Raw genomic sequence first — 20,800 nt, 5'->3', positions numbered from 1 at the left:
CAAGTTTAATCATTCAATATATATTTAGTATGTATGATATAGAACTATTTAGTTATTTTCTGCAGCGTGATTGAATGTGTAACGAGGTACTTCAATCACTAGGTCTTGATCGGCCACTTTAGCTTGACAACCTAAGCGTGATTCAGGCTCCAGTCCCCACGCTTTATCCAGCATATCATCTTCTTGTTCATCACTTTCAGTTAGCGAATCAAAACCTTTTCGAATAATCACGTGGCACGTTGTACATGCACACGATTTTTCACATGCGTGCTCAATGGCAATACCATTGCGAAGTGCAATATTCAGTACGGTCTCTCCAGTTTCAGCTTCTAAAATAGTGCCTTTCGGGCAAAGATCTTTGTGTGGCAGAACAATAATCTTTGGCATGCCCTAAATCTCATCAATTGAATGGCCAGTCAGCGCTTCACTGATGGCTTTATCCATATGGCGTAACACAAAATTTCTACTTGCTTTTTCTGTATCTTTTATGCCTTGTTCAATCGCTGATGCATCATTACCATTTTGCAACAAAATTAACGCTTCAATAACGGAAATGAGTACTTTTTTTTCATCTTTTGACAGAAGTTCGTCACTATTAGCATCCAATGCAACCAGTAGGCCTTCAATCATACGGTTAGCTTCAATACGTTGCTCTGCAAGGTATCGCGCATTTTTATCTTCTTGTGCATGAGTAAATGAAGAACGGAGCATGTTGCTCGCTTCGTCGTCACTCAGACCGTATGATGGATTAACCTGAATAGAAGATTGAACTTCAGTGCTCTTTTCCTTTGCCGTCACAGAGAGTAATCCATCAGCATCAACTTGATAGGTTACTCTAATATGTGCTGTACCAGCAGTCATGGGGGGTATACCTTTTAAGGTAAAGTTAGCTAAAGAACGGCAATCACCCACCATGTCACGTTCCCCTTGAACCACATGTATTTTCATTCCTGTTTGACCATCTTTAAACGTTGTGAATTCTTGTGTGCGTGCAATGGGAATTGTTGTATTACGCGGAATAATTTTTTCAACAAGTCCGCCTATGGTTTCAATACCAAGAGATAAAGCCATAACATCCAGCAATAACATTTCGTTATTAGGTTTATTGCCAACTAAAATATCTGCTTGTGTCGCAGCACCTATCGCAACCACTGTATCTGGATTGATATCAGTCAATGGTATACGACCGAAAAAATTACCAACTTTTTCGCGAATTAAAGGTACACGTGTAGAACCGCCAACCATAACAACTTCTGATATCTCTTTTGTTGTTACTAGTGCATCTTTAAGTGCTCGCCGGCAAAAAAGTAACGTTTTATTGACCAATGCACTAATTAATTCATTAAACTGAACGCGATTAAGCGAACCTTGCCAGCCAAGAACGTTGATATCAGCATTACTATCGTTGCTAAGCGCTACTTTAGTTGCGGTAGCTGCATTAAGTAATCGGCGGTAATCACCACCTGATAAGTTACCAACATTGGATTGTGCAGCAATCCAATCTGCAATTAAGTGGTCAAAATCATCACCGCCTAATGCCGAGTCACCACCCGTTGCTAACACTTCAAATACTCCTTTTGATAGACAAAGAATTGAAATATCAAAGGTACCACCCCCAAAGTCATAAACAGCAATGATCCCTTCTTGGCCAGAATCTAATCCATAAGCAATTGCTGCTGCAGTAGGCTCATTCAACAGTCGAAGTACATTCAACCCTGCTAATTTAGCCGCATCTTTTGTGCCAGCACGTTGTGCATCATCAAAATAAGCAGGCACGGTAATTACAACACCTTCAAGCTTATCGCCCAATGAAGATTTAGCTCGTTCATTTATAGCGCGAAGGATATCGGCAGACACTTCAATTGGATTTTTATTTCCTGCACGCGTATTAATTAACGGTAAGCCGTTTTCGGACGCAGTGAAAACATAAGGGAGATATGGGTAGCGAGACTGAATATCAGCTAATGAACGGCCCATCAAGCGTTTTACTGATATAATAGTATTAGTGCTGTCATTTTCTGACTGCGCTTGTGCATCATAGCCGATGAGAGTGGAATCTTCACTATAGTGAACAATTGATGGAATTAGTGCACGACCTTGAATATCATTTAATATTGTTACCGTGCCACTGCGTACTGATGCAACTAAAGTATTTGTCGTGCCTAAGTCGATACCGACAGTGAGTTTTTGCTCGTGCGGAGCAGCACCCTTACCGCATTCTGTAATTTGTAACAGTGCCATGCTGATTCCTATAGCTAAACCGTCGCTTCGTGCGATTAGCAGAGCAGTCGGTCTTCTATTCGTTCGATTTCTTGCTTAAGTTTGACTAAAAACTTCAACTTATGTACCAGTGTCGCGGCGGTCGCCCACTTTGCGTCACGCAGTTCATTCTCCAGTTCCAATAAAAGCGCATTATAAATAGCTGTCGTCTTCTGTTCAAAATTAAATAATAATACACCTACCTGATTGCTTTCTGCAATTTCATTAAGTTCTGCACGCAGTTTCATTTGTTGCATCAAGAAGGTGGATTCTTGCATTGTCTGTTGTTCATTGTATAAGTCTAGCTCATTCAATGAGAGCATATACTCAGCGCGTCGCACAGGATCATGTAATGTTTGGTAAGCCTCATTTATAAATGAGGCTTTTTGAACAGCAAGCAGACGATCCTGCTCGGAGGCTGTAGTAAATCTATCAGGATGAAAACGTCGCTGAAGTTCGCGAAACTTTAAAGCAAGAGAGCCAGTATCTAGCTTAAAATGGCATAGCAGCCCAAATAATTCAAAATAATTCATTATAGCTCACGTGTTAAACATTAAAACTCTCGCCGCAACCACACTCGCTGTTGACGTTAGGATTGTTAAATTGAAAACCTTCATTCAATCCTTTTTTTGTAAAGTCCAGCTCAGTACCGTCGAGGTAGAGCATGCTTTTACTGTCAACAATAATATTTACGCCTTTCTCTTCGAAGACTTGATCTTCTTTATGAAGTTCATCAACAAATTCCAATACGTAGGCCATTCCAGAACAACCAGATATACGAACACCTAGACGCAATCCAATACCTTGCCCTCGGCTTTCAAGAAAAGTGCGAATACGTGATGCTGCTGCGTCTGTTATAGTTATAGTCATTTTGTATAATAACTCTTTTATATATTAAGCGTGTGTTTTTTTTTGTAATCACTAACTGCAGCCTTGATGGCATCTTCCGCTAAGATTGAGCAGTGAATTTTTACTGGAGGTAATTCCAATTCTTCTGCGATTGCCGAGTTTTTAATGTAAGTTGCTTCATCAAGAGACTTCCCTTTAACCCACTCTGTAATTAGTGAGCTAGATGCAATCGCTGAACCACAACCATAAGTTTTAAATTTTGCATCTTCGATAATGCCTTGGTCGTTAACCTTAATTTGGAGTTTCATCACATCGCCACATGCTGGTGCACCAACCATACCACTACCAACCTTTGGATCGTTTTTATCAAATTCACCTACATTACGTGGATTTTCATAGTGATCAATTACTTTTTCGCTGTAAGCCATGATCTATCCCTCTAAATTTTAAGACTTATTTAGTGGTGAGCCCACTCAACAGTGTTTAAATTAATGCCTTCTTTGTACATATCCCAAAGAGGTGATATTTTACGCAGTTTGATAACCGCTTCACGCATTTGTTTAATTGCATGATCAACCTCTTCTTCCGTCGTAAAGCGACCGAAAGAGAAGCGAATTGAGCTGTGTGCTAATTCATCATTTAGACCTAATGCACGCAATACATACGAAGGCTCAAGGCTTGCAGAAGTGCATGCCGAACCTGACGATACTGCTAAATCTTTTAATGCCATCAACAGTGATTCACCTTCAACAAACGCAAAGCTTATATTCAGATTAGCTGTAATACGTTGCTTAAGATCGCCATTCACGTACACAGCTTCCAGATCTCTCACACCGTCATAGAATCGGTTACGCAATGCAAGTGTGTGTGCTTGGTCTTGTCTTAATTCTGCTTTTGCAATACGGAAAGCCATACCCATACCCACGATTTGGTGAGTGGGTAATGTGCCTGACCGCATACCACGTTCATGACCACCTCCATGCATTTGTGCTTCAAGACGAATACGTGGCTTACGACGAATATACAATGCACCGATACCTTTAGGTCCATACACTTTATGTGCGCTCATCGAAATGAGATCAACTTTAATTTTTTGCGTATCTAACGGCAATTTACCAATAGATTGTGCTGCATCTACGTGAAATACTACTTTATGCTCTCGACACAATTCACCTATTGTTGCGATATCTTGGATTACTCCAATTTCATTATTAACATGCATGATTGACGCGAGTACAGTGTCTTTACGCATTGCATTTTCAAACTTCTTCAAGTCAAGAATGCCGTTTGATTCTGGTTCGAGATAAGTAACCTCGTAACCTTCCCGTTCAAGCTGGCGGCATGGGTCAAGAACTGCTTTATGCTCAGTTTTACAGGTAATAATGTGTGTGCCTTTTTTACTGTAGAAATGCGCTACACCTTTAATCGCTAAATTATCTGATTCGGTCGCCCCAGATGTAAATACGATTTCGCGTGGATCTGCATTTAAGTAATTTGCAATATCCTCACGTGCAGTATCAACAGCTTCTTCTGCTTGCCAACCAAAACAGTGTGAGCGAGATGCGGGGTTACCAAATACGCCATCGCGTGTAAGGTATTGCATCATTACTTCCGCAACACGAGGATCTACTGGACATGTTGCTGAATAATCAAAATAAATTGGCAATTTCATTTGTACCTCCAAGTACTCCAGCAAGGGTGATTAAGAGCGGAAGTTCACACTCAGTGAGGCGGAACCTTCACTGCCGCTGGGGTTTAAACCATGTCCAACAATCGTTGACGAGGTTAGTGTTGAGTTTTGCCGCCCTGCTACTGTCTTAATTTCGTTATCTTGGATTAATTCGCCGAGCGTGATATTATTTAAAAAATTACTAATATGATAACTTAAATCATTCCATAGTGTATGTGTGAGGCAATGTGTCCCACTTTGGCAATTACCTTTACCTTGACACTTAGTAGTATCAATTGATTCGTTGACCGCTGTAATAACCATTCCAAGAGCAATATTATTGGCGCTTACACTGAGTCTGTAACCGCCACCTGGACCACGTACGCTAGATACTAATCCAGCTTTACGAAGACGTGCAAATAGTTGCTCAAGATAAGATAGAGAAATTCCCTGACGCTCTGAAATGTCCGCAAGAGGTACAGGGCTTGTTTCTGAATGTAGTGCGACATCTAGCATCGCTGTTACAGCATATCTACCTTTAGAAGTTAGTCGCATAGCATTCTTACCTTCGATAAGTAATCCAACAAGAATGACATACCCGACAAAAATAGTCAAGTATTTACGAGACCCAAATCGTTATACTTTAAATTTTCGTATAATAAAGCCTATTTGAGCTTAATTTTCAAAATATTATCCACTGAAGATAATACGCCACGAAGGATATTCAATTCTTGACGTTCAAGTCGAGTGCGGTTAAATATACGACGTAATTTAGTCATTATCGTCCTAGAATGTTGCTTATTAATAAAATTCGTTTGAGTAAGTATAGATTCTAAATGTATGTAAAAATGCTCTAGCTCTTCCGACAATGGATACTCTTGCTCTTCCATTTCTCCTTTGTATATTCTTGTATTAAGCCAAGCCATACGTATTTCGTAGCACATAATCTGAACAGCCATGGCTAAGTTAAGTGAATTGTATTCAGGGCTAGCAGGGATTATGGCATGGTAATGACACGCCTGCAGTTCACCGTTAGTTAAGCCGGTGCATTCACGACCGAACACAAATGCCACAGGATGCTGACTTGCTTCTTTAATGGCTCTAATGCCACTTTCGTGCGCATTGATCACTGGCCACTCTAGCGTACGACTACGCGCACTTGTTCCAATGATAAGCCCACAATCCGCAACAGCTTCTGCGAGCGTGGCAACTATACGGGCATGATTCATTATGTTATTTGCTCCAGCTGCCAATGCAATGGCTTGGCTATTCATGCTGCATTCTGTAGCAACCAAAACCATGTTTTGTAGTCCCATGACTTTCATGGCCCGTGCTGCGGAGCCAATATTACCTGAATGCGTAGTGCCAATAAGCACAACTCGAATATTTTTTAGCATTTAGAAATCACTAAGTATAATCTAAAGATATGAGTGAATAAATTTTATCATATTAATATCTAATGTGGGTCTTTTGACATGGTGGAAACGATAAGTACGTAAAAAAGAATCATTCCTCTTTTACCTCAATTGTAGGTTTTGTTTCCTAATTCGGGTTCAGATGATAAATTTCAACATGATTAATGGTTAAATAACCACTTCTATTTTAGATATACTTAGCCTAGTCAGTTTATGTAACACTTTTATCATGGCGTAAGTTTCGCTAATATGAGCATTATGATTTTTTAAACTCAATGTTCCTCCAAGTAGTTGTTTGACTTGAAACATTGCCATCTTTGATAGGGAACGTATATGGTAACCATACTTTGTTTTACAATGTTTATTGAAATCGTATCACTGTGGGTAACTGACTGCTAAGTTACGCGGATAACCTCGTTTCGAAAAGGCGACGTCTTTTTTGGTGGTATGAGTGGAACCCCTCGTTTAATACGAACGGATTCGTAACATTGTCTGGTGTCGTAAGCTTCATTGCTTAATATTTCATTGATTCTGCGGCTGGTCTGTTTGAACCAGTTAGGTAACACGTTACCGTCAGTTACATTTGATGCACTTAACTCAGCAGCAATGATTTCATGCGTACTTATATATACCGCTAAATGTAACTTACGCCAGATTCGTTGTTTCCCCATCAATGCCATGCTTTTTTACTCTTCATTTGCCTTCACCGCAGATTTTGAACCCATAGAATCAATTGCTCCATGTTGGATGATTCCTCTAGTCTTCGTATTGAACGAAACGTTAACTGTTTTGGCTCGATTGCTAATATATGAATAGTGAGGACATAACAATACCCATTGAGCCAGTTTACAAAAAAATTAATAAATCCTTGCAGATCCCTAATCGCATTGGAAATACACGTTTAACCATGAGAACCGTCGGAATGGCTAAGTCGTTAAATAAACGAAGTCTCCCATGATTACCCTGTTTAGTTTTATTCCATAGCTGAATGGCTTATTTATTAATTTAAAATATTAGTGAGCCACGATTGATTAAAACTTGATCATACTAACTTCCAATGAGTTATTTTTTAGCGAAGCTTATTCATAGACCTGAATATTTAAGTTAGCCTAGCTGTTTAGAGTGTTGGTTGAAAATTGAGTTCCCTGATTTAGGAAGTAAAGCCGATTACCATAAATGTTCCCTAACAGAAATAGCAATGGTTAGAGTTAAAAAATTAGTGTGAGGGGACATTGTGCTTAAAAGAGCACAAAGCTCAGATTAGAGAAACTTATGCATGAGTTGACATGGCTAGGCATGTAAAAAACGAAAGTGATTGTCTAATAGCTCATTATGTTGGGATCTATGATCTAACTTTGAATTAGGAAACCAAACCTCAGCTATGATAAACTTACTATTTCTTTCCATTCTTTAATATCAGCTGGAAAATTTGTATGCATCCAATGCTAAATATTGCTATTCGTGCAGCGCGAAAGGCTGGTGACTTTATTGCTAGATCTGCTGAAAATTTCGATAATGTAGAAGCGATTCAAAAAGGTGCTAATGACGTTATTACCAATATTGATACTTTTGCAGAACACATCATTATTGATGTAATCAAGAAGTCTTACTCCGAACATGGCATAGTTTCTGAAGAAGCTGGTGTAATTAAAGGTAAAAATGCTGATTATCAATGGATCATTGACCCATTGGATGGCACTTCTAACTTCATTAAAGGCATTCCTCATTTTTCAGTCTCTATTGCATTACGCGTTAGAGGTCGTACAGAAGTAGCCTGTGTGTATGACCCAATCCGCAATGAGCTGTTTACTTCCCAACGTGGTTCTGGTGCACAACTTAATAATAAACGTATCCGCGTTAGCAACCCTAAAAATTTATTTGGTACGATTATAGCGACAGGTTTTCCATACAAAGCTAAGAAACACTCTGAAGATTTTATCAAAGTTATTAGTGCCCTGCTTATTGATTGTGTAGACCTCCGGTGTATGGGTTCTGCTGCGCTTGACCTGTGCTACGTAGCCGCTGGCCGTGTAGATGGTTTATTCGAGCTAAGTCTTAAATCTTGGGATATAGCGGCTGGTGAATTTATTGCTCGTGAAGCTGGTGCACTGTGCACAGACTTCACAGGTGGCACTGATTATATAGAATCAGGCAATATTATTTCTGCTAGCCCTAAAGTACTTAAAGAGATCCTGGCTAAAATTAGCAAGAATGGCACAATACAACGAAGTAATAAGGTTTTTAAAAATTGATAAAAAATGACGGTATTTTGAATATACCATACGCTTAGGCGTGAGTGAAATATTTTGTATTTTTTCTTAATGCAATCTCAGATAAACTTTCTTTGATGTGTAATATTAACCGTTCGCCTTTGCTACATAATATTTTAATGCAAGTTTATATAGCACGTTCAATATGTGTAACCATTTTAGTTCGCTGGCATTCTAAGCATAGCTAGCCCTATCAGCTTATTTAATGTTTTTATCATGTGTAGATTTCGCTAGTCTGGGCATTGTAATGCCTCAGTTTCAATATTCCTCCGAGCCGTTTTTGATTCGACATCTCGCCCATCCGGATAGGGACGCTTATAGCAACTACGCCTACCAATGTTGATTTGAACCGTATAACTCCTGATAACTAATCGCTAAATTACGCGGGTAACCTAGTTTTTCAGAAGTTATACTTCTTCTTGATGGGATTAGTGAACCGTTCGCTTAGTACGAACGGCCTCGTAACATTGTCTGGTGCCGTAAGCACCATCGGTTGATATTTAATTAATTTTTCAGCGAGTCTGTTTGAGTCAGTTAGGTAGTACTTCACCATCAGTTACATTTAATGCGTTTAATTCAGCGGCAACTATTTCATGCGTATTTATATCTACTCCTAAATGGAACTTACGCCAAACTTGCCGTTTCTCATCAATACCATGCTTTTTTACTTTCCACTCGTTTTCACCGTAGATTTTGAGCTCTGTAAGATCAATAGCTAAGTGTTGGATGGTTCCTTTAGTCTTCGTCTTGAACATGACGTTCATCATTGTGGCTCGCTTGCTAATGCATGAATAGTAAGGGCATGACAAGGGCAGTTGAGCAAGTTTGAAAACAGAATTAATTAATCTTTGCAGACCTCTCCATGGCATTGAAAAGACGCATTTAACTATGAGGACTATCGTAATGGCTAAATTGCTCAATAGATGAGGTCTCCCATGATCATTCTGCTTAGTTTGATTCCATAACTAAATAGTTTTTTTATCAATTCAAAATGTGAGTGGACCACGATTAATTAAAGCTTGATTATACTGCTTTCAGTTAGTTGTTTTGTAGCTAAGATTGTTCATAGATCTGAATATTTAAATGAGCCTAACTGTTTAGAATATTAATGAAAAATTCAGTTTTTTACTTAAAAAATAAAGCTATTTACCATAAACGCTTCTTATCAGAGACGGCAATGTTTCGAGTTAAAAAACTACTCAGAAGGACATTGAGTTTCATAGGTTATAACGCTCAGATTAGCGAAATATACGGCATGATCAAAGCATTGAATATGCTGGCGGGACTAAGTATGCTTAACATGAAGGTAATTTTCTAACAGTTCATCATGTTAAAATTTACTATTTAATTTCGAATTAGGATGCAAAGCCCTAAGCATGTTGTATCGTCAGGCTTGCAAGATTAGTCAGCTTTACATTCTATTTACATTGAATACAGGTAAATGGAATCATCTTTATTAAATTATTGAGCGTAAATAATTGATCCAACAAGATCAACTATTTTTTAACGGGAGATCAATTACGTTATTTTATGCGAGTAGGTCAAACACAACTGATAGCGTTTCATTTGACAGGTAACTTAGTTGATTTCGATACCATAAACTGAGTGTCTCATTTGAGTTTTTTCAAGCATTAATAACATTAATGGATTGTAATATTTCACCTGATATTTCGACGATTTATCAGGTGAAATATTGAAATTACGTTAACAAATCATCCGTTGAATGAGTATAACACAAAATGTTACTAGAATATGATTTTCTTGGTATTCGATAAAAAGGCGGAAGAATACTTGGCTGTATTTTTCAATAACCTTTCATATGCTTCTTTCAATGAATGTCGTTTAACTATGATCTGTAATCGTATTAATAATTATCTGGGCTTAACCGTTGAAATCGTCAGTCATATGCTTGAACATTTCCATAAAAGTGAAATACTAAGTGTGAAAAAATACATAATGATTTTGAATCAATAGACATTAAGTCGACTGGTAGATGTTAGTCAGTAAAGGTACCATAAACTTTTATTTTAAAAGTAGTACGAGCGCGCCATTTTTTTAATTTATATCTACTTAAATTTACCACAACATTCACTGAGATTGCGCTACATTAAAGTATAACATCATCTAGCTGAAGGTTATCATGAACAGATACACTAACATGCTCGTTGCTATCACTCCCGATTACGAAGAGCAACCCGCATTTATACGGGCATTAGACATTGCACAAAGGTCCAATGTATCTGTCAAAATTACTCTTTTTTTGGTAATTTATGATTTTTTTTATGAAATGACATCAATGCTTTCTTCTGAAGAGCGCCAAGCAATGCGAGCCAGTGTTTTGCGTCAGCGTGAAGAATGGCTCGCTTCCCTAGTAAGCCAATACCACACAAAAGGGGTAAATATTGTTAAACACGTTATTTGGCACAATCGACCTTATGAAAGCATGATTGCTCAAGTATTTGATGGTAGCCATGACTTATTGATCAAAGCCAGTCATAAACATAATAAAATTAAGTCTGTCATTTTTACACCCACTGATTGGCATTTACTACGCAAATGCCCATGTCCAGTACTTCTTGTGAAAAAATACGGTTGGCCTGCCAACGGCAAAATACTTACAGCTGTAAATCTTTCCTCGGAAAATAAAACGCATATTTCGCTGAACCAAAAGTTAATTGATGAATCAAAAGCAATGAGTAGACTACTCAACGCTGAAGTTAATTTAGTGAATGCATACCCTGCACCGCCAGTTAATGTTTCAATGGAATTACCCGAGTTTGAGACTACCTTATACACTAACGCTGTACGTGGTCATCATCTACTGGCCATGAAAGCATTGCGACAAAAATATACTATTGATGAAGCTCAAACTTTTTGCCAGGAAGGTCTTCCGGAAGACGTTATTTCTGCTGTTTCTAAAACGTTAAATGCAGAACTTGTTATTGTGGGAACCACGGGGCGTGCTGGGCTTTCCGCTGTCTTCATTGGCAATATCGCAGAGCGCACTATCGATCAACTCAACTGTGATGTTCTGACCATCAAACCTGATAGTTATATCAGTCCATTAACACCTGACACCTCAAGTACTTAATGCGGCAAGCTACTATTTAACTTCAGCTCTGTATAAGTGTTTGCTTATTCAGACTAGTCATCTTGATGTGTGGCTGCTTGGGTTAAAATAAACGTGCAATGAATCCATCCAGCAAGTTGTTTATGAGACTGACATTGTTTCTTTATTTAAAGGATAAAGTCGGCTACCTTAAACATTCTCTAGCAGAGACAGAAATGGTTTGAGCTAAGATACTACTTGGAGGGATACTGAACCTAAGGAATCATACAGCCTAGATTAGCTGAACTGGTACAATGATAAAAGCTTAAAATAAGTCTGACAAGACTAAGTATACTTAGCACGAAAGCGATTGTCTAATAGTGAATCATGTTGAGATTTATTATTTGAATTCAAATTAGAAAACAAAACCTAATACTCACGGTGAGCGTAGAATTTAACATTTGTTACATTTATTGATAGATATAAATGCGTGTAAAATTATTGCTGCTAGTCAAGTTCATTGAATATGGCTGAAGGTAAAATGCTGTCCGGCTTGCTCAAGCAGACCCAGGGTGCATCATAAATTACTTATAGCTTAAGGCTAATTTTTGCATAACTAATCGTTATTTTTATCAAACTTCTACACTAACATTTTATCCCAAAAATTTTAATTTTTCACGTTTTAATATTGTTCATGCTGATGAATTTCCAACTGTAATGAACTTTATTTTTTAATTCAAGTTCAGATAGCAAATTGCAACATGATTCACTATTAAACGTTCGCTTTCCCTTTTGGCATGCCTAGCTCTGTTAGCTTATTGCATACTTTTATTACGACGTATGGTTTGCCTAGGCATGGCAATCCCTTAAACTTAATGTACTTTTTAGCAATTTTTTGATTCAAAATATTATCTATCTTTGATAGGGAACGTTGATGGTAACCAGATCCCATTTTACAATGCTTATTTGAACCGTATAACTTTTGGTAACTGACCGCTAAATTGCGCGGATGATCGTGTTCCCTAAAAATTGTACTTCTTCTTCGTGGGATGAGAGGAACAGCTCGTTTAATCCGAAAGGTTTATAATATTGTTTCGTGTCGTAAGCTCTATCGCCTGATATTTCATGAATTTTATGATGGATCTGTTTGAACAAATTAGGTTGCATTTCACCGTCAGTCACATTGCATGCATTTAACTTTGCAGCGATGACTTTATGCGTATTTATATTTACCACTGAATGTCACTTGCTCCAGACTCGCTGTTTCTCACTAGTGCCCTATTTTTTACTTTTTATTCCCTCTCATTGTAGACTTTGAGTGCCGTAAAATCAATGGATAAGTGCTGGATGGTTTCGTTAGTTTTCATCTTGAACGCAACGTTAACCGTTAGGGTTCGCTTGATAATGTATGAATAGTGAGAGTATGACAACAGCAGTTAAATAAGTATTCAAACAAAATTAATGAACCCTGAAAGATCTATCAATGGCATCGCAAATACGTGGTTAACCATGAAAGTCCTCATAATGGCTGAGTCACTAAATAAGCGAAGTCTCCGATGATTATCGGCTTAGTTTGATGCCATAGTTTGATGGCTTTTTAATCAATCCAGAATATTAGTAAATCACGATTGATTAAAACTTGATTATGCTGCTTCCAGTTAGTTGTTTTATAGCCAAATTTGTTCATAGGTCTAAATATTTCAGTGGGCCTAGCTATTTAGAGCGTAGATTGATAGTTAATCTCCTAACTCAGAAAAAAAGCCTTTCTGTTACTGTAATAATACCATTAGTCATAGAGCTAAGCTTCCTTGCCATATGCCGATCCTATCAGCTGATTGTCAGATTAATTGAACAATAATTTGCGCTTCGGCACTCAGTTTATTTTGCGTGCGCTTTGTACGGTCAATAACATCACCAACTAACTGCCCACATGCGGCATCAATGTCATCGCCACGCGTTTTACGAATGGTCACCGTGTAATTGTATTGCATTAATGTTTTCATGAACCTATCAATACGTGAATTACTCGGTTTTTTGTATAGTGACCCAGGATAAGAGTTAAAAGGAATCAGGTTTACCTTCGCTAACGTATCTTTTAGCAGCTCTGCAAGTTGATGTGCATGATCCATATCATCATTGACGTGATCGAGGAGAACATACTCTACAGTGACACGACCACGGTTAGCCTTTGAATATTCAATGTAACGGTGCACAGCAGCAAGAATCGTTTGGATATTAAACCGATCATTAATAGGCATAATCTGACTCCGAATTTCATTATTCGGTGCATGCAAAGAAATTGCCAGTGCAACATCAATATTATTGGTCATTTGCTCAAGGCCAGACACCACACCAGATGTAGACACGGTTACACGTCGCTTAGAAAGTCCGTAACCCAAATCATCCAACATTAAGCGCAGTGCTGGAATAAGGTTTTTTAGATTTAGTAACGGCTCACCCATACCCATCATCACTACATTTGTGATAGGATGATATCCAGTTTTTTTTGCAATACTAATTTCTTTGGCTGCACGCCAAACTTGACCTATAATTTCAGACACTTTCAGGTTGCGGTTAAAGCCTTGTTGAGCTGTTGAGCAAAATTTGCAGTTAAGCGCACAACCTACTTGAGAAGAGACACAAAGAGTTGCACGACTTTTATCTGGGATATAGACGGTTTCCACATCCTGCTTGCCTACACGCATAGCCCATTTGATAGTGCCATCTACTGAATACTTGGTTGCACTAACTTCAGGAGCACAGATTTCAGCCATTAGTTTTAATTTTTCACGAAGCTTTTTATTCATGTTGTTCATCTGATCGAAATCATCACAACCAAAATGGTAAATCCACTTCATAATCTGATCAGCACGAAACGCTTTTTCGCCTAATTCATCAGTAAAAAATGTTTGTAGTGCTTCCCGATCGAAGTCTAGCAGATTGATTTTTTTAGTTGTCATTAAATTGCCTCATGAAACATAATAGATATGGTGATATATCACACTCTATGCTGGCAAAAAAATAAAAAATGCTATTATATAAATTTTGTAAATGCAAAATAAAAATTAGCTCCCTTTTGTTATTTTTAAAAATTTTTATTTCCTCATTCAGGTTCAGACAGCAAATACTAATATGATGAACTACTAGACAATTGCTTTCGTGTTAGGCATACTTAGCTTTAATAGCTTATTTAATGCTGTCGTCATGGTATAGTGTAAGTTTTTCTAATCTAAGCTAAAGGGAGTAGAAGACTCAGATTGGCGAAACCTACGTAATAATAAAAATGTTAAATAATTTAATCGGGCTAGATATACCTAAAATGCAAGCACTCGTCTAATAGTAAATTATGTTGGGATTTGCTATCTGAATTTGAATTAAGAAACAGAACCTCCTATAGAACCGATTAAGGTTTACGAGGGTAGATTTCATTACAAGCAAAAAAATAAGCTATTTCGCGTTCCGCCGATGCATAGCTATCAGAGCCATGCACTGTGTTACAATTTATGCTTGTGGCATAGTCCGCACGTAATGTCCCGGAAGACGCTTCAACAGGGTTTGTATTACCCATCAATTCACGATAACAATCGATTGCATTTTTGCCTTCTACCACTTGCACCATCACCGGTCCTGATGTCATAAACTCGACCAGATCATTGTAAAAAAATTTGCCTTCATGCTCTGCGTAAAATCTGCCAGCTCTCTCTTTCGAGAGATGGATCATTTTTGCAGCGGTTATACGTAGTCCTGCAGTTTCAATACGATGATAAATTGTGCCAATTAAGTTACGTTCAATAGCATCTGGTTTTAAAATCGACAATGTACGCTCAACAGGCACCTTGTATCTCTTCTTCATATTTTTTAGTCACACCTGATTTCAGTACTATTAACTGATTATCTCAAATAGAGGTATATTAATCTACCAAAGAATAATATCAGACTTCACTTTCATCTTACTTAGCTATTAAGTATATTACCGGCTTTGTTTCCCAACTCTAGTTTGGATAACACATTCCAGCATAATTCACTATTAGTCAATCTCTGTCATGTCATGCATATTTGGCCCTGTCAGCTTATTTAATGCTTTTATCATGGCGTAGATTTTGCTAATCTGTGGACTATAATTCCTTAGACTCGATGTCATTTCTTAACTCGAAACCTTGCCGTCTTTGCTAGGGAACGTTTATGGTAACGATATCTTGTTTCTCAATGCTGATTGGAACCGTACGATTTTTGGTAACTGATCGCTAAATTACGCGAATGATCTAGCTCCCCAAAAGTTGTTCCTTGTCTTGTGGTATGCGTGGGACCGCTAGTTTAAGAACAGTTTTGTAACATTGTCTGGTGCCGTCAGCGCCATTAATTGACATTTTATTAATTGTTCAACGGGTCTGTTTGAGTAAGTTAGATAGCATTTCACCGCTAGTCACATTTGGTGCATTTAACTCAGTAGACATGATTTCATGCGTATTTATATCTACCGCTAAATGTAACTTGCGTTAGGCTAGCTGTTGCCCATCAGTACCCTGCTTAGTTTAATTCCATAACTGAATAGCTTCTTCATCAATCCAGTTATGGAATTAAACTAAGCAGGGTAATCATGGAAGACCTCTTTTATTTAGTAACGTAGCCATTACGGCGGCCCTCATGGTTAAATGCGCATTTTCAATGTCATTGAGAGGTTGGCAAGAGTTCATTAATTCTGTTTTCTAAATTTATTCAATTGTCGTTGTCATGCCCTCACTATTTACGCATTAGCAAGCGAGTCAAAATAGTTAACGTCACGTTCAAAACGAAGAATAAAAGAATCATCCAGCATTTAACCGTTGATTCTGCGGTAAGTCTCGCGTAAATTACATTTAGTGGTAGATATAAATATGCATGCAATCATTGCTGCTACGTTCAATGCATCACGAAGATAAATAGTTCACATTGTTTTCTTACGATAGGCTTTGTGAAAAAAACTTAAGTTAATTTTTTAACCCATGAGGCGTTCATGTCTTACAGCCCCCCAAGTCAAGTAATTGCTCGTCAGCTTGAATACTTGGAAGGCAAGCATATTTTACTTGCTGGCAAATTGGAAGATACCTTTGCCGGTGAACTATGTAATAGCGCTGCAAGTGTTAGTATCTTCACAACAAACTTAGCATTTGCCAACCAAATGTCTAAGTATTCGCTAATTACCACACAATTTAGTGACTGCTACCACAAAAGATCGAATGTGGACGTCGTTATACTGTATTGGCCAAAAGTAAAAGCTGAGGCTGCATTCCTTCTGACAATGCTAATGGCTGCTCTAGGTAAAGGTACTGAAATTATTGTCGTGGGCGAAAATTTAAGCGGTGTTCGAAGCATTTCAAAAATGTTCGCTCCTTACGGTAAGGTTACTAAATTTGACACTGCTCGTCGTTGTAGTTTTTATTGGGGACAATGCACCAAAGAGCCTATACCTTTTAAAATAGATGACTGGTTCAAAAGTTACGTGATGCTGTTGGGTAAGCAAAGACTTACTATACGCTCTCTACCTGGAGTATTTAGTTATGGTGAACTTGATGTAGGTAGTCAACTACTTCTCGATACACTTCCCGCTTTAAAAGGTAACGTGCTTGATTTTGGGTGCGGTGCGGGAGTTATTGGTTGCGCAATTAAACTGCTTTACCCAAATATTAAAATCACAATGGTTGATATTAGCTCCTTAGCTGTGGCATCAGCAACAGAAACGTTACGTTTTAACAATCTTAACGGAGATGTATTTGCTTCCGATGTATATAGCGCCATAAAAACAAAATTCAACCATATAATTAGTAATCCTCCGTTTCATACAGGTCTGAAAGTTCATTATACTACAACCGAAACCTTTCTTAAGCAAACTCCGTCATATTTGTTTAAAAATGGAGCGCTGACGATTGTTGCAAATAGTTTTCTGCATTACATATTTTTTATAAAAGGTGCATTTAATCACTGCGACATACCAGCAAAGAATAATAAATTTACGATTTATCATGCGATTAAAAAAGCGTAAACATTTCAGAGCTGTTCGCAGTTCTTTGTTACAAACGCCAAAATCATCGTTAGCATAACATGTTCTCGAGATCAGAGACAGCAATGTTCCGAGTCAAAATTATGTGATGGGATATTGAACTTAAGGGGTTACAATGCCTAAATTAGTGGAACTTGCGCGATAACAAAATATTAAACAAGCTGATAGGCTAGAGTTATGCCTAAAACTAAAGCGCTAGTTTAATAGTGAATCATAATGAGATTTATTATCTGAACCAGATTAAAAATAAGACCTCAAAAAGATAAAATGTACTTTTAAACATCCAAAAACTCACATAAATAAAAATTATTTTTTAACTATTCACATCGATAATTACTTTTTTTGACTGCTTTGACGTTTGGTAAGTCAGTAATAGAACCTTCGAATACTTCCGCTGCAAGACCCACAGATTCATGCAGAGTTGGGTGTGCGTGGATAGTCAGTGCAATATCTTCAGCATCACAGCCCATTTCTATTGCAAGGCCAATTTCACCCAAGAGTTCACCACCATTGGTACCGACAATTGCTCCACCAATAATACGGTGAGTCTCTTTGTCGAAAATCATTTTGGTCATTCCGTCTGAACAAACAGAGGCGATCGCACGGCCAGATGCAGTCCAAGGGAAAATAGCAACCTCGTAGTTAATGCCTTCTGCCTTCGCTTCTTTCTCTGTTTTACCCACCCATGCAACTTCTGGCTCTGTGTATGCAATAGAAGGGATCACTTTAGGATCGAAGTAATGTTTTTTGCCAGAAATTACTTCCGCCGCTACGTGACCTTCGTGCACACCTTTGTGCGCCAGCATTGGTTGGCCAACAATATCACCGATAGCATGGATGTGACCAATATTAGTGCGCAATTGCTGATCTACATTGATAAAGCCACTTTCGTCAACTTCAACACCTGCTTTATCAGCGTCCAGCAACTTACCGTTTGGTACACGACCGATAGCAACAAGAACCGCATCATAACGGGTAGGTTCTACAGGTGCTTTTTTTCCTTCCATCGAGACATAAATACCATCCTCTTTTGCTTTAATTGCAGTCACTTTAGTTTCTAACATTAGGTTAAATTTTTTCTTGATGCGTTTAGTAAAGACTTTGATGATGTCTTCATCTGCAGTAGGAATGACTTGGTTAAACATTTCATTCACATCAACTTTTGAACCTAGAGCGTGATAAATGGTACCCATTTCAAGACCAATGATACCGCCACCAATAACCAGAAGTTTTTGGGGAATATTTTTTAGGTCCAGCGCATCTGTTGAATTCCAAATACGAGGGTCTTCATGTGGAATCAATGGTAGTTCGATTGAACGTGAACCAGCTGCAATTATTGCATTATCGAAAGTAATCATCATTGAACCTTCTGTACCTTCAACAACAATAGTATTAGAGTTGGCAAATTTACCGTAACCATTAATTACATTTACATTACGCATTTTAGCCATACTGTCAAGACCGCCAGTCAGTTGACTAATAACTTTGTTTTTCCAAAATCGAATTTTATTAATGTCTATTTGCGGTTCACTAAATACAACACCATGTGCAGACAACGTTTTGGCTTCTGCAATGACTTTTGCAACATGAAGCAAGGCTTTAGATGGGATACAACCTACATTTAGACAAACACCACCCAGTGTGCTGTATTTTTCTACTAAAACAGTTGCTAGACCCAAGTCCGCGCAACGGAAAGCAGCTGAATAACCAGCAGGACCTGAACCCAGTACTACGACTTGGGTTTTGATTTTTTTATTCATTTTAACCTCATTGTAGTGTTATGTTCCTGACAGGTTAAGAAATTATTTTTATAATAAAATTTTTTTGTTTAACTGTGTGCACTTCTATATAAGAGCATACTTATTGATGCTGTATTCTATAGATATGTTAACTAGCTGAAAAATAAAAAACCATAGCTTGTGAGCTGCACGTCAAATCAGCACCAGGCATATGCTGACTGACTGATACTGGTAGAATATTATATTACAGTATCAAACGGCGAATATCAGACAAACACTTGTTCAAAAAAGTTATAAAACGTGCACCTTCTGCACCATCGATTACACGATGATCGTAAGAGAGTGATAACGGCAATATTAAGCGAGGAATAAAATTTTTGCCATCCCAAACAAGTTTCATTTCTGATTTAGACACACCCAAAATACCCACTTCTGGTGCGTTGACAATTGGGGTAAATGCAGTACCCCCCAGACTTCCTAGGCTTGAGATAGTAAAGCTTCCGCCTTTCATATCCGACGCGGTCAATTTGCCTGAGCGTGCCTTTTGGGATACTTCTACTAACTCTGCAGACAGCTCATAGATGCTTTTTTTATTCACGTCGCGGCACACAGGAACAACCAAGCCATTTGGTGTATCCACCGCGATACCGATGTTAATGTATTTTTTCAGGATCAAGCTTTCCCCGTCGTCAGACAAGGAAGAATTGAACACTGGGAACACTTCAAGTGCTTTCGCAGCCGCTTTCATGATGAACACCAATAGAGTGATCTTCATATCAGTAATTTGCTTCTTTTTTTCCTCATTTTGCTCTTTACGGAATGCTTCTAGTTCAGTAATGTCTGCATTATCCCACTGCGTAACGTGCGGGATTATCACCCAGTTACGGTGTAGGTTAGCGCCAGAAATTTTTTTGATACGAGACAGCAATTTAGTTTCGGTTCCGCCAAATTTATTGAAGTCAACTTGTGGCCAAGGCAATAAATTAAGTGCCCCGCTATTACCGTTTCCTGAAGTAGATGCCGCTATACCAGACTCAAGATGCTTAAGCATGTCTTTCACGTAGTTTTGAACATCTTCTTTCAGGATACGGTTCTTACGACCAGAATTCTTCACTTTAGCTAAGTTAATACCAAATTCACGTGCTAAACGACGCACAACTGGTGATGCATGCACGCATTCATTGTACTCAACGAAATCAACTGATGTTACAGGCGCTGTTTGAGTCGCAGGTGCAGGATCTGCCGCTTCCATAGATCCTGCACTTACCTCTTCAAAGACCATAAGTAAAGAACCAGTAGACACTTTATCACCTGCTGCTACTTTGATTTTTTTTAATATGCCAGCGAACGGCGCAGGTACTTCCATTGATGCCTTGTCACCTTCAATAGTGATCAAAGGTTGTTCCGTTGCAATGCTATCGCCAATTGTCACCATAATTTCGGTAACCTCGACTTCATCATTACCAATATCTGGAACATACACTTTTTTTACAGCAGAGGCTACAGTAGGAAC

At 38.3% G+C, this 20,800-nt stretch carries 15 protein-coding genes and 5 pseudogenes; 5 read left to right on the top strand and 15 right to left on the bottom strand.

The window, feature by feature from the left end; all coding sequences use genetic code 11:
- Window positions 1-48: 48 nt before the first annotated feature.
- The 9 genes and pseudogenes from fdx to BTN50_RS07710 all read right to left on the bottom strand — a co-directional run bounded on the left by fdx (window position 49) and on the right by BTN50_RS07710 (window position 7,258).
- On the bottom strand, window positions 49-387 hold the full coding sequence (gene fdx, locus BTN50_RS07750) for an ISC system 2Fe-2S type ferredoxin (protein WP_096619711.1): 339 nt from the start codon (window positions 385-387) through the stop codon (window positions 49-51).
- Between the two features lie 3 nt (window positions 388-390).
- Window positions 391-2,241 carry a Fe-S protein assembly chaperone HscA gene (gene hscA / locus BTN50_RS07745; protein ID WP_096619710.1) on the bottom strand — a complete coding sequence of 617 codons (1,851 nt, stop codon included), beginning with the start codon at window positions 2,239-2,241 and terminating at the stop codon, window positions 391-393.
- 35 nt (window positions 2,242-2,276) lie between these two features.
- Entirely contained in the window at window positions 2,277-2,792 is a 516-nt protein-coding gene (hscB, locus tag BTN50_RS07740; protein WP_096619709.1) for a co-chaperone HscB, read from the bottom strand.
- A gap of 13 nt (window positions 2,793-2,805) precedes the next feature.
- The gene (gene iscA, locus BTN50_RS07735) at window positions 2,806-3,129 is read right to left on the bottom strand and encodes an iron-sulfur cluster assembly protein IscA (RefSeq protein WP_096619708.1); all 324 of its coding nucleotides are present in this window, start codon (window positions 3,127-3,129) and stop codon (window positions 2,806-2,808) included.
- 17 nt (window positions 3,130-3,146) lie between these two features.
- The gene (gene iscU, locus BTN50_RS07730) at window positions 3,147-3,536 is read right to left on the bottom strand and encodes a Fe-S cluster assembly scaffold IscU (RefSeq protein WP_096619707.1); all 390 of its coding nucleotides are present in this window, start codon (window positions 3,534-3,536) and stop codon (window positions 3,147-3,149) included.
- A 29-nt stretch (window positions 3,537-3,565) separates the two neighbouring features.
- Window positions 3,566-4,780 (bottom strand): IscS subfamily cysteine desulfurase, encoded by a 1,215-nt coding sequence (locus BTN50_RS07725; protein ID WP_096619706.1) that lies wholly within the window; start codon window positions 4,778-4,780, stop codon window positions 3,566-3,568.
- 30 nt (window positions 4,781-4,810) lie between these two features.
- Window positions 4,811-5,332: a Fe-S cluster assembly transcriptional regulator IscR gene (gene iscR / locus BTN50_RS07720; protein WP_096619705.1), complete on the bottom strand. Its 522-nt coding sequence runs from the start codon at window positions 5,330-5,332 to the stop codon at window positions 4,811-4,813.
- Window positions 5,333-5,442: 110 nt separating this feature from the next.
- Window positions 5,443-6,174 carry a tRNA (cytosine(32)/uridine(32)-2'-O)-methyltransferase TrmJ gene (trmJ, locus tag BTN50_RS07715; RefSeq protein WP_096619704.1) on the bottom strand — a complete coding sequence of 244 codons (732 nt, stop codon included), beginning with the start codon at window positions 6,172-6,174 and terminating at the stop codon, window positions 5,443-5,445.
- A 186-nt stretch (window positions 6,175-6,360) separates the two neighbouring features.
- Window positions 6,361-7,258 (bottom strand): annotated as a pseudogene (locus BTN50_RS07710) (IS5 family transposase).
- Between the two features lie 367 nt (window positions 7,259-7,625).
- Between BTN50_RS07710 and suhB the strand changes: the two are divergent.
- Window positions 7,626-8,444 carry an inositol-1-monophosphatase gene (suhB, locus tag BTN50_RS07705; RefSeq protein WP_096619703.1) on the top strand — a complete coding sequence of 273 codons (819 nt, stop codon included), beginning with the start codon at window positions 7,626-7,628 and terminating at the stop codon, window positions 8,442-8,444.
- A gap of 176 nt (window positions 8,445-8,620) precedes the next feature.
- Here the strand turns inward: suhB and BTN50_RS07700 are convergent.
- Window positions 8,621-9,475 (bottom strand): annotated as a pseudogene (locus tag BTN50_RS07700) (IS5 family transposase).
- Between the two features lie 119 nt (window positions 9,476-9,594).
- Here BTN50_RS07700 and BTN50_RS07695 point away from each other — a divergent pair.
- Window positions 9,595-9,780 (top strand): annotated as a pseudogene (locus BTN50_RS07695) (IS5/IS1182 family transposase); the annotation flags it as partial.
- 822 nt (window positions 9,781-10,602) lie between these two features.
- Complete coding sequence (gene uspE / locus BTN50_RS07685; RefSeq protein ID WP_096619701.1) at window positions 10,603-11,553, top strand: universal stress protein UspE; 951 nt, start codon at window positions 10,603-10,605, stop codon at window positions 11,551-11,553.
- A gap of 730 nt (window positions 11,554-12,283) precedes the next feature.
- Here the strand turns inward: uspE and BTN50_RS07680 are convergent.
- The 3 genes and pseudogenes from BTN50_RS07680 to ndk form a co-directional block, all read right to left on the bottom strand.
- Window positions 12,284-13,198 (bottom strand): annotated as a pseudogene (locus BTN50_RS07680) (IS5 family transposase).
- Between the two features lie 151 nt (window positions 13,199-13,349).
- Complete coding sequence (locus BTN50_RS07675) at window positions 13,350-14,471, bottom strand: bifunctional tRNA (adenosine(37)-C2)-methyltransferase TrmG/ribosomal RNA large subunit methyltransferase RlmN (RefSeq protein WP_096619700.1); 1,122 nt, start codon at window positions 14,469-14,471, stop codon at window positions 13,350-13,352.
- A gap of 443 nt (window positions 14,472-14,914) precedes the next feature.
- A complete protein-coding gene (ndk, locus tag BTN50_RS07670; protein WP_096619699.1) occupies window positions 14,915-15,346 on the bottom strand; it encodes a nucleoside-diphosphate kinase in 432 nt (143 codons plus the stop codon).
- A gap of 764 nt (window positions 15,347-16,110) precedes the next feature.
- Between ndk and BTN50_RS11535 the strand changes: the two are divergent.
- A pseudogene (locus BTN50_RS11535) lies at window positions 16,111-16,342 on the top strand (transposase); the annotation flags it as partial.
- 162 nt (window positions 16,343-16,504) lie between these two features.
- On the top strand, window positions 16,505-17,530 hold the full coding sequence (gene rsmC / locus BTN50_RS07660) for a 16S rRNA (guanine(1207)-N(2))-methyltransferase RsmC (protein WP_096619698.1): 1,026 nt from the start codon (window positions 16,505-16,507) through the stop codon (window positions 17,528-17,530).
- A gap of 335 nt (window positions 17,531-17,865) precedes the next feature.
- Here rsmC and lpdA read toward each other — a convergent pair whose 3' ends face one another.
- Both lpdA and aceF read right to left on the bottom strand, forming a co-directional pair.
- A complete protein-coding gene (lpdA, locus tag BTN50_RS07655; RefSeq protein ID WP_096619697.1) occupies window positions 17,866-19,308 on the bottom strand; it encodes a dihydrolipoyl dehydrogenase in 1,443 nt (480 codons plus the stop codon).
- Between the two features lie 223 nt (window positions 19,309-19,531).
- Window positions 19,532-20,800, bottom strand: a 1,269-nt coding sequence (gene aceF / locus BTN50_RS07650; RefSeq protein WP_096619696.1) for a dihydrolipoyllysine-residue acetyltransferase, incomplete at its 5' end; no start/stop codon positions are given.

It is taken from the genome of Candidatus Enterovibrio altilux (assembly GCF_002381345.1).
Classification (GTDB): domain Bacteria; phylum Pseudomonadota; class Gammaproteobacteria; order Enterobacterales; family Vibrionaceae; genus Enterovibrio; species Enterovibrio altilux.
This window is presented reverse-complemented; position numbering and strand designations above follow the sequence as displayed.

What these genes read in the sequence shown, in the direction of transcription:
- fdx (WP_096619711.1), bottom strand. Translation starts at nt 387, where the DNA reads ATGCCAAAGATTATTGTTCTGCCACACAAAGATCTTTGCCCGAAAGGC.
- hscA (WP_096619710.1), bottom strand. Translation starts at nt 2,241, where the DNA reads ATGGCACTGTTACAAATTACAGAATGCGGTAAGGGTGCTGCTCCGCAC.
- hscB (WP_096619709.1), bottom strand. Translation starts at nt 2,792, where the DNA reads ATGAATTATTTTGAATTATTTGGGCTGCTATGCCATTTTAAGCTAGAT.
- iscA (WP_096619708.1), bottom strand. Translation starts at nt 3,129, where the DNA reads ATGACTATAACTATAACAGACGCAGCAGCATCACGTATTCGCACTTTT.
- iscU (WP_096619707.1), bottom strand. Translation starts at nt 3,536, where the DNA reads ATGGCTTACAGCGAAAAAGTAATTGATCACTATGAAAATCCACGTAAT.
- BTN50_RS07725 (WP_096619706.1), bottom strand. Translation starts at nt 4,780, where the DNA reads ATGAAATTGCCAATTTATTTTGATTATTCAGCAACATGTCCAGTAGAT.
- iscR (WP_096619705.1), bottom strand. Translation starts at nt 5,332, where the DNA reads ATGCGACTAACTTCTAAAGGTAGATATGCTGTAACAGCGATGCTAGAT.
- trmJ (WP_096619704.1), bottom strand. Translation starts at nt 6,174, where the DNA reads ATGCTAAAAAATATTCGAGTTGTGCTTATTGGCACTACGCATTCAGGT.
- suhB (WP_096619703.1), top strand. Translation starts at nt 7,626, where the DNA reads ATGCATCCAATGCTAAATATTGCTATTCGTGCAGCGCGAAAGGCTGGT.
- uspE (WP_096619701.1), top strand. Translation starts at nt 10,603, where the DNA reads ATGAACAGATACACTAACATGCTCGTTGCTATCACTCCCGATTACGAA.
- BTN50_RS07675 (WP_096619700.1), bottom strand. Translation starts at nt 14,471, where the DNA reads ATGACAACTAAAAAAATCAATCTGCTAGACTTCGATCGGGAAGCACTA.
- rsmC (WP_096619698.1), top strand. Translation starts at nt 16,505, where the DNA reads ATGTCTTACAGCCCCCCAAGTCAAGTAATTGCTCGTCAGCTTGAATAC.
- lpdA (WP_096619697.1), bottom strand. Translation starts at nt 19,308, where the DNA reads ATGAATAAAAAAATCAAAACCCAAGTCGTAGTACTGGGTTCAGGTCCT.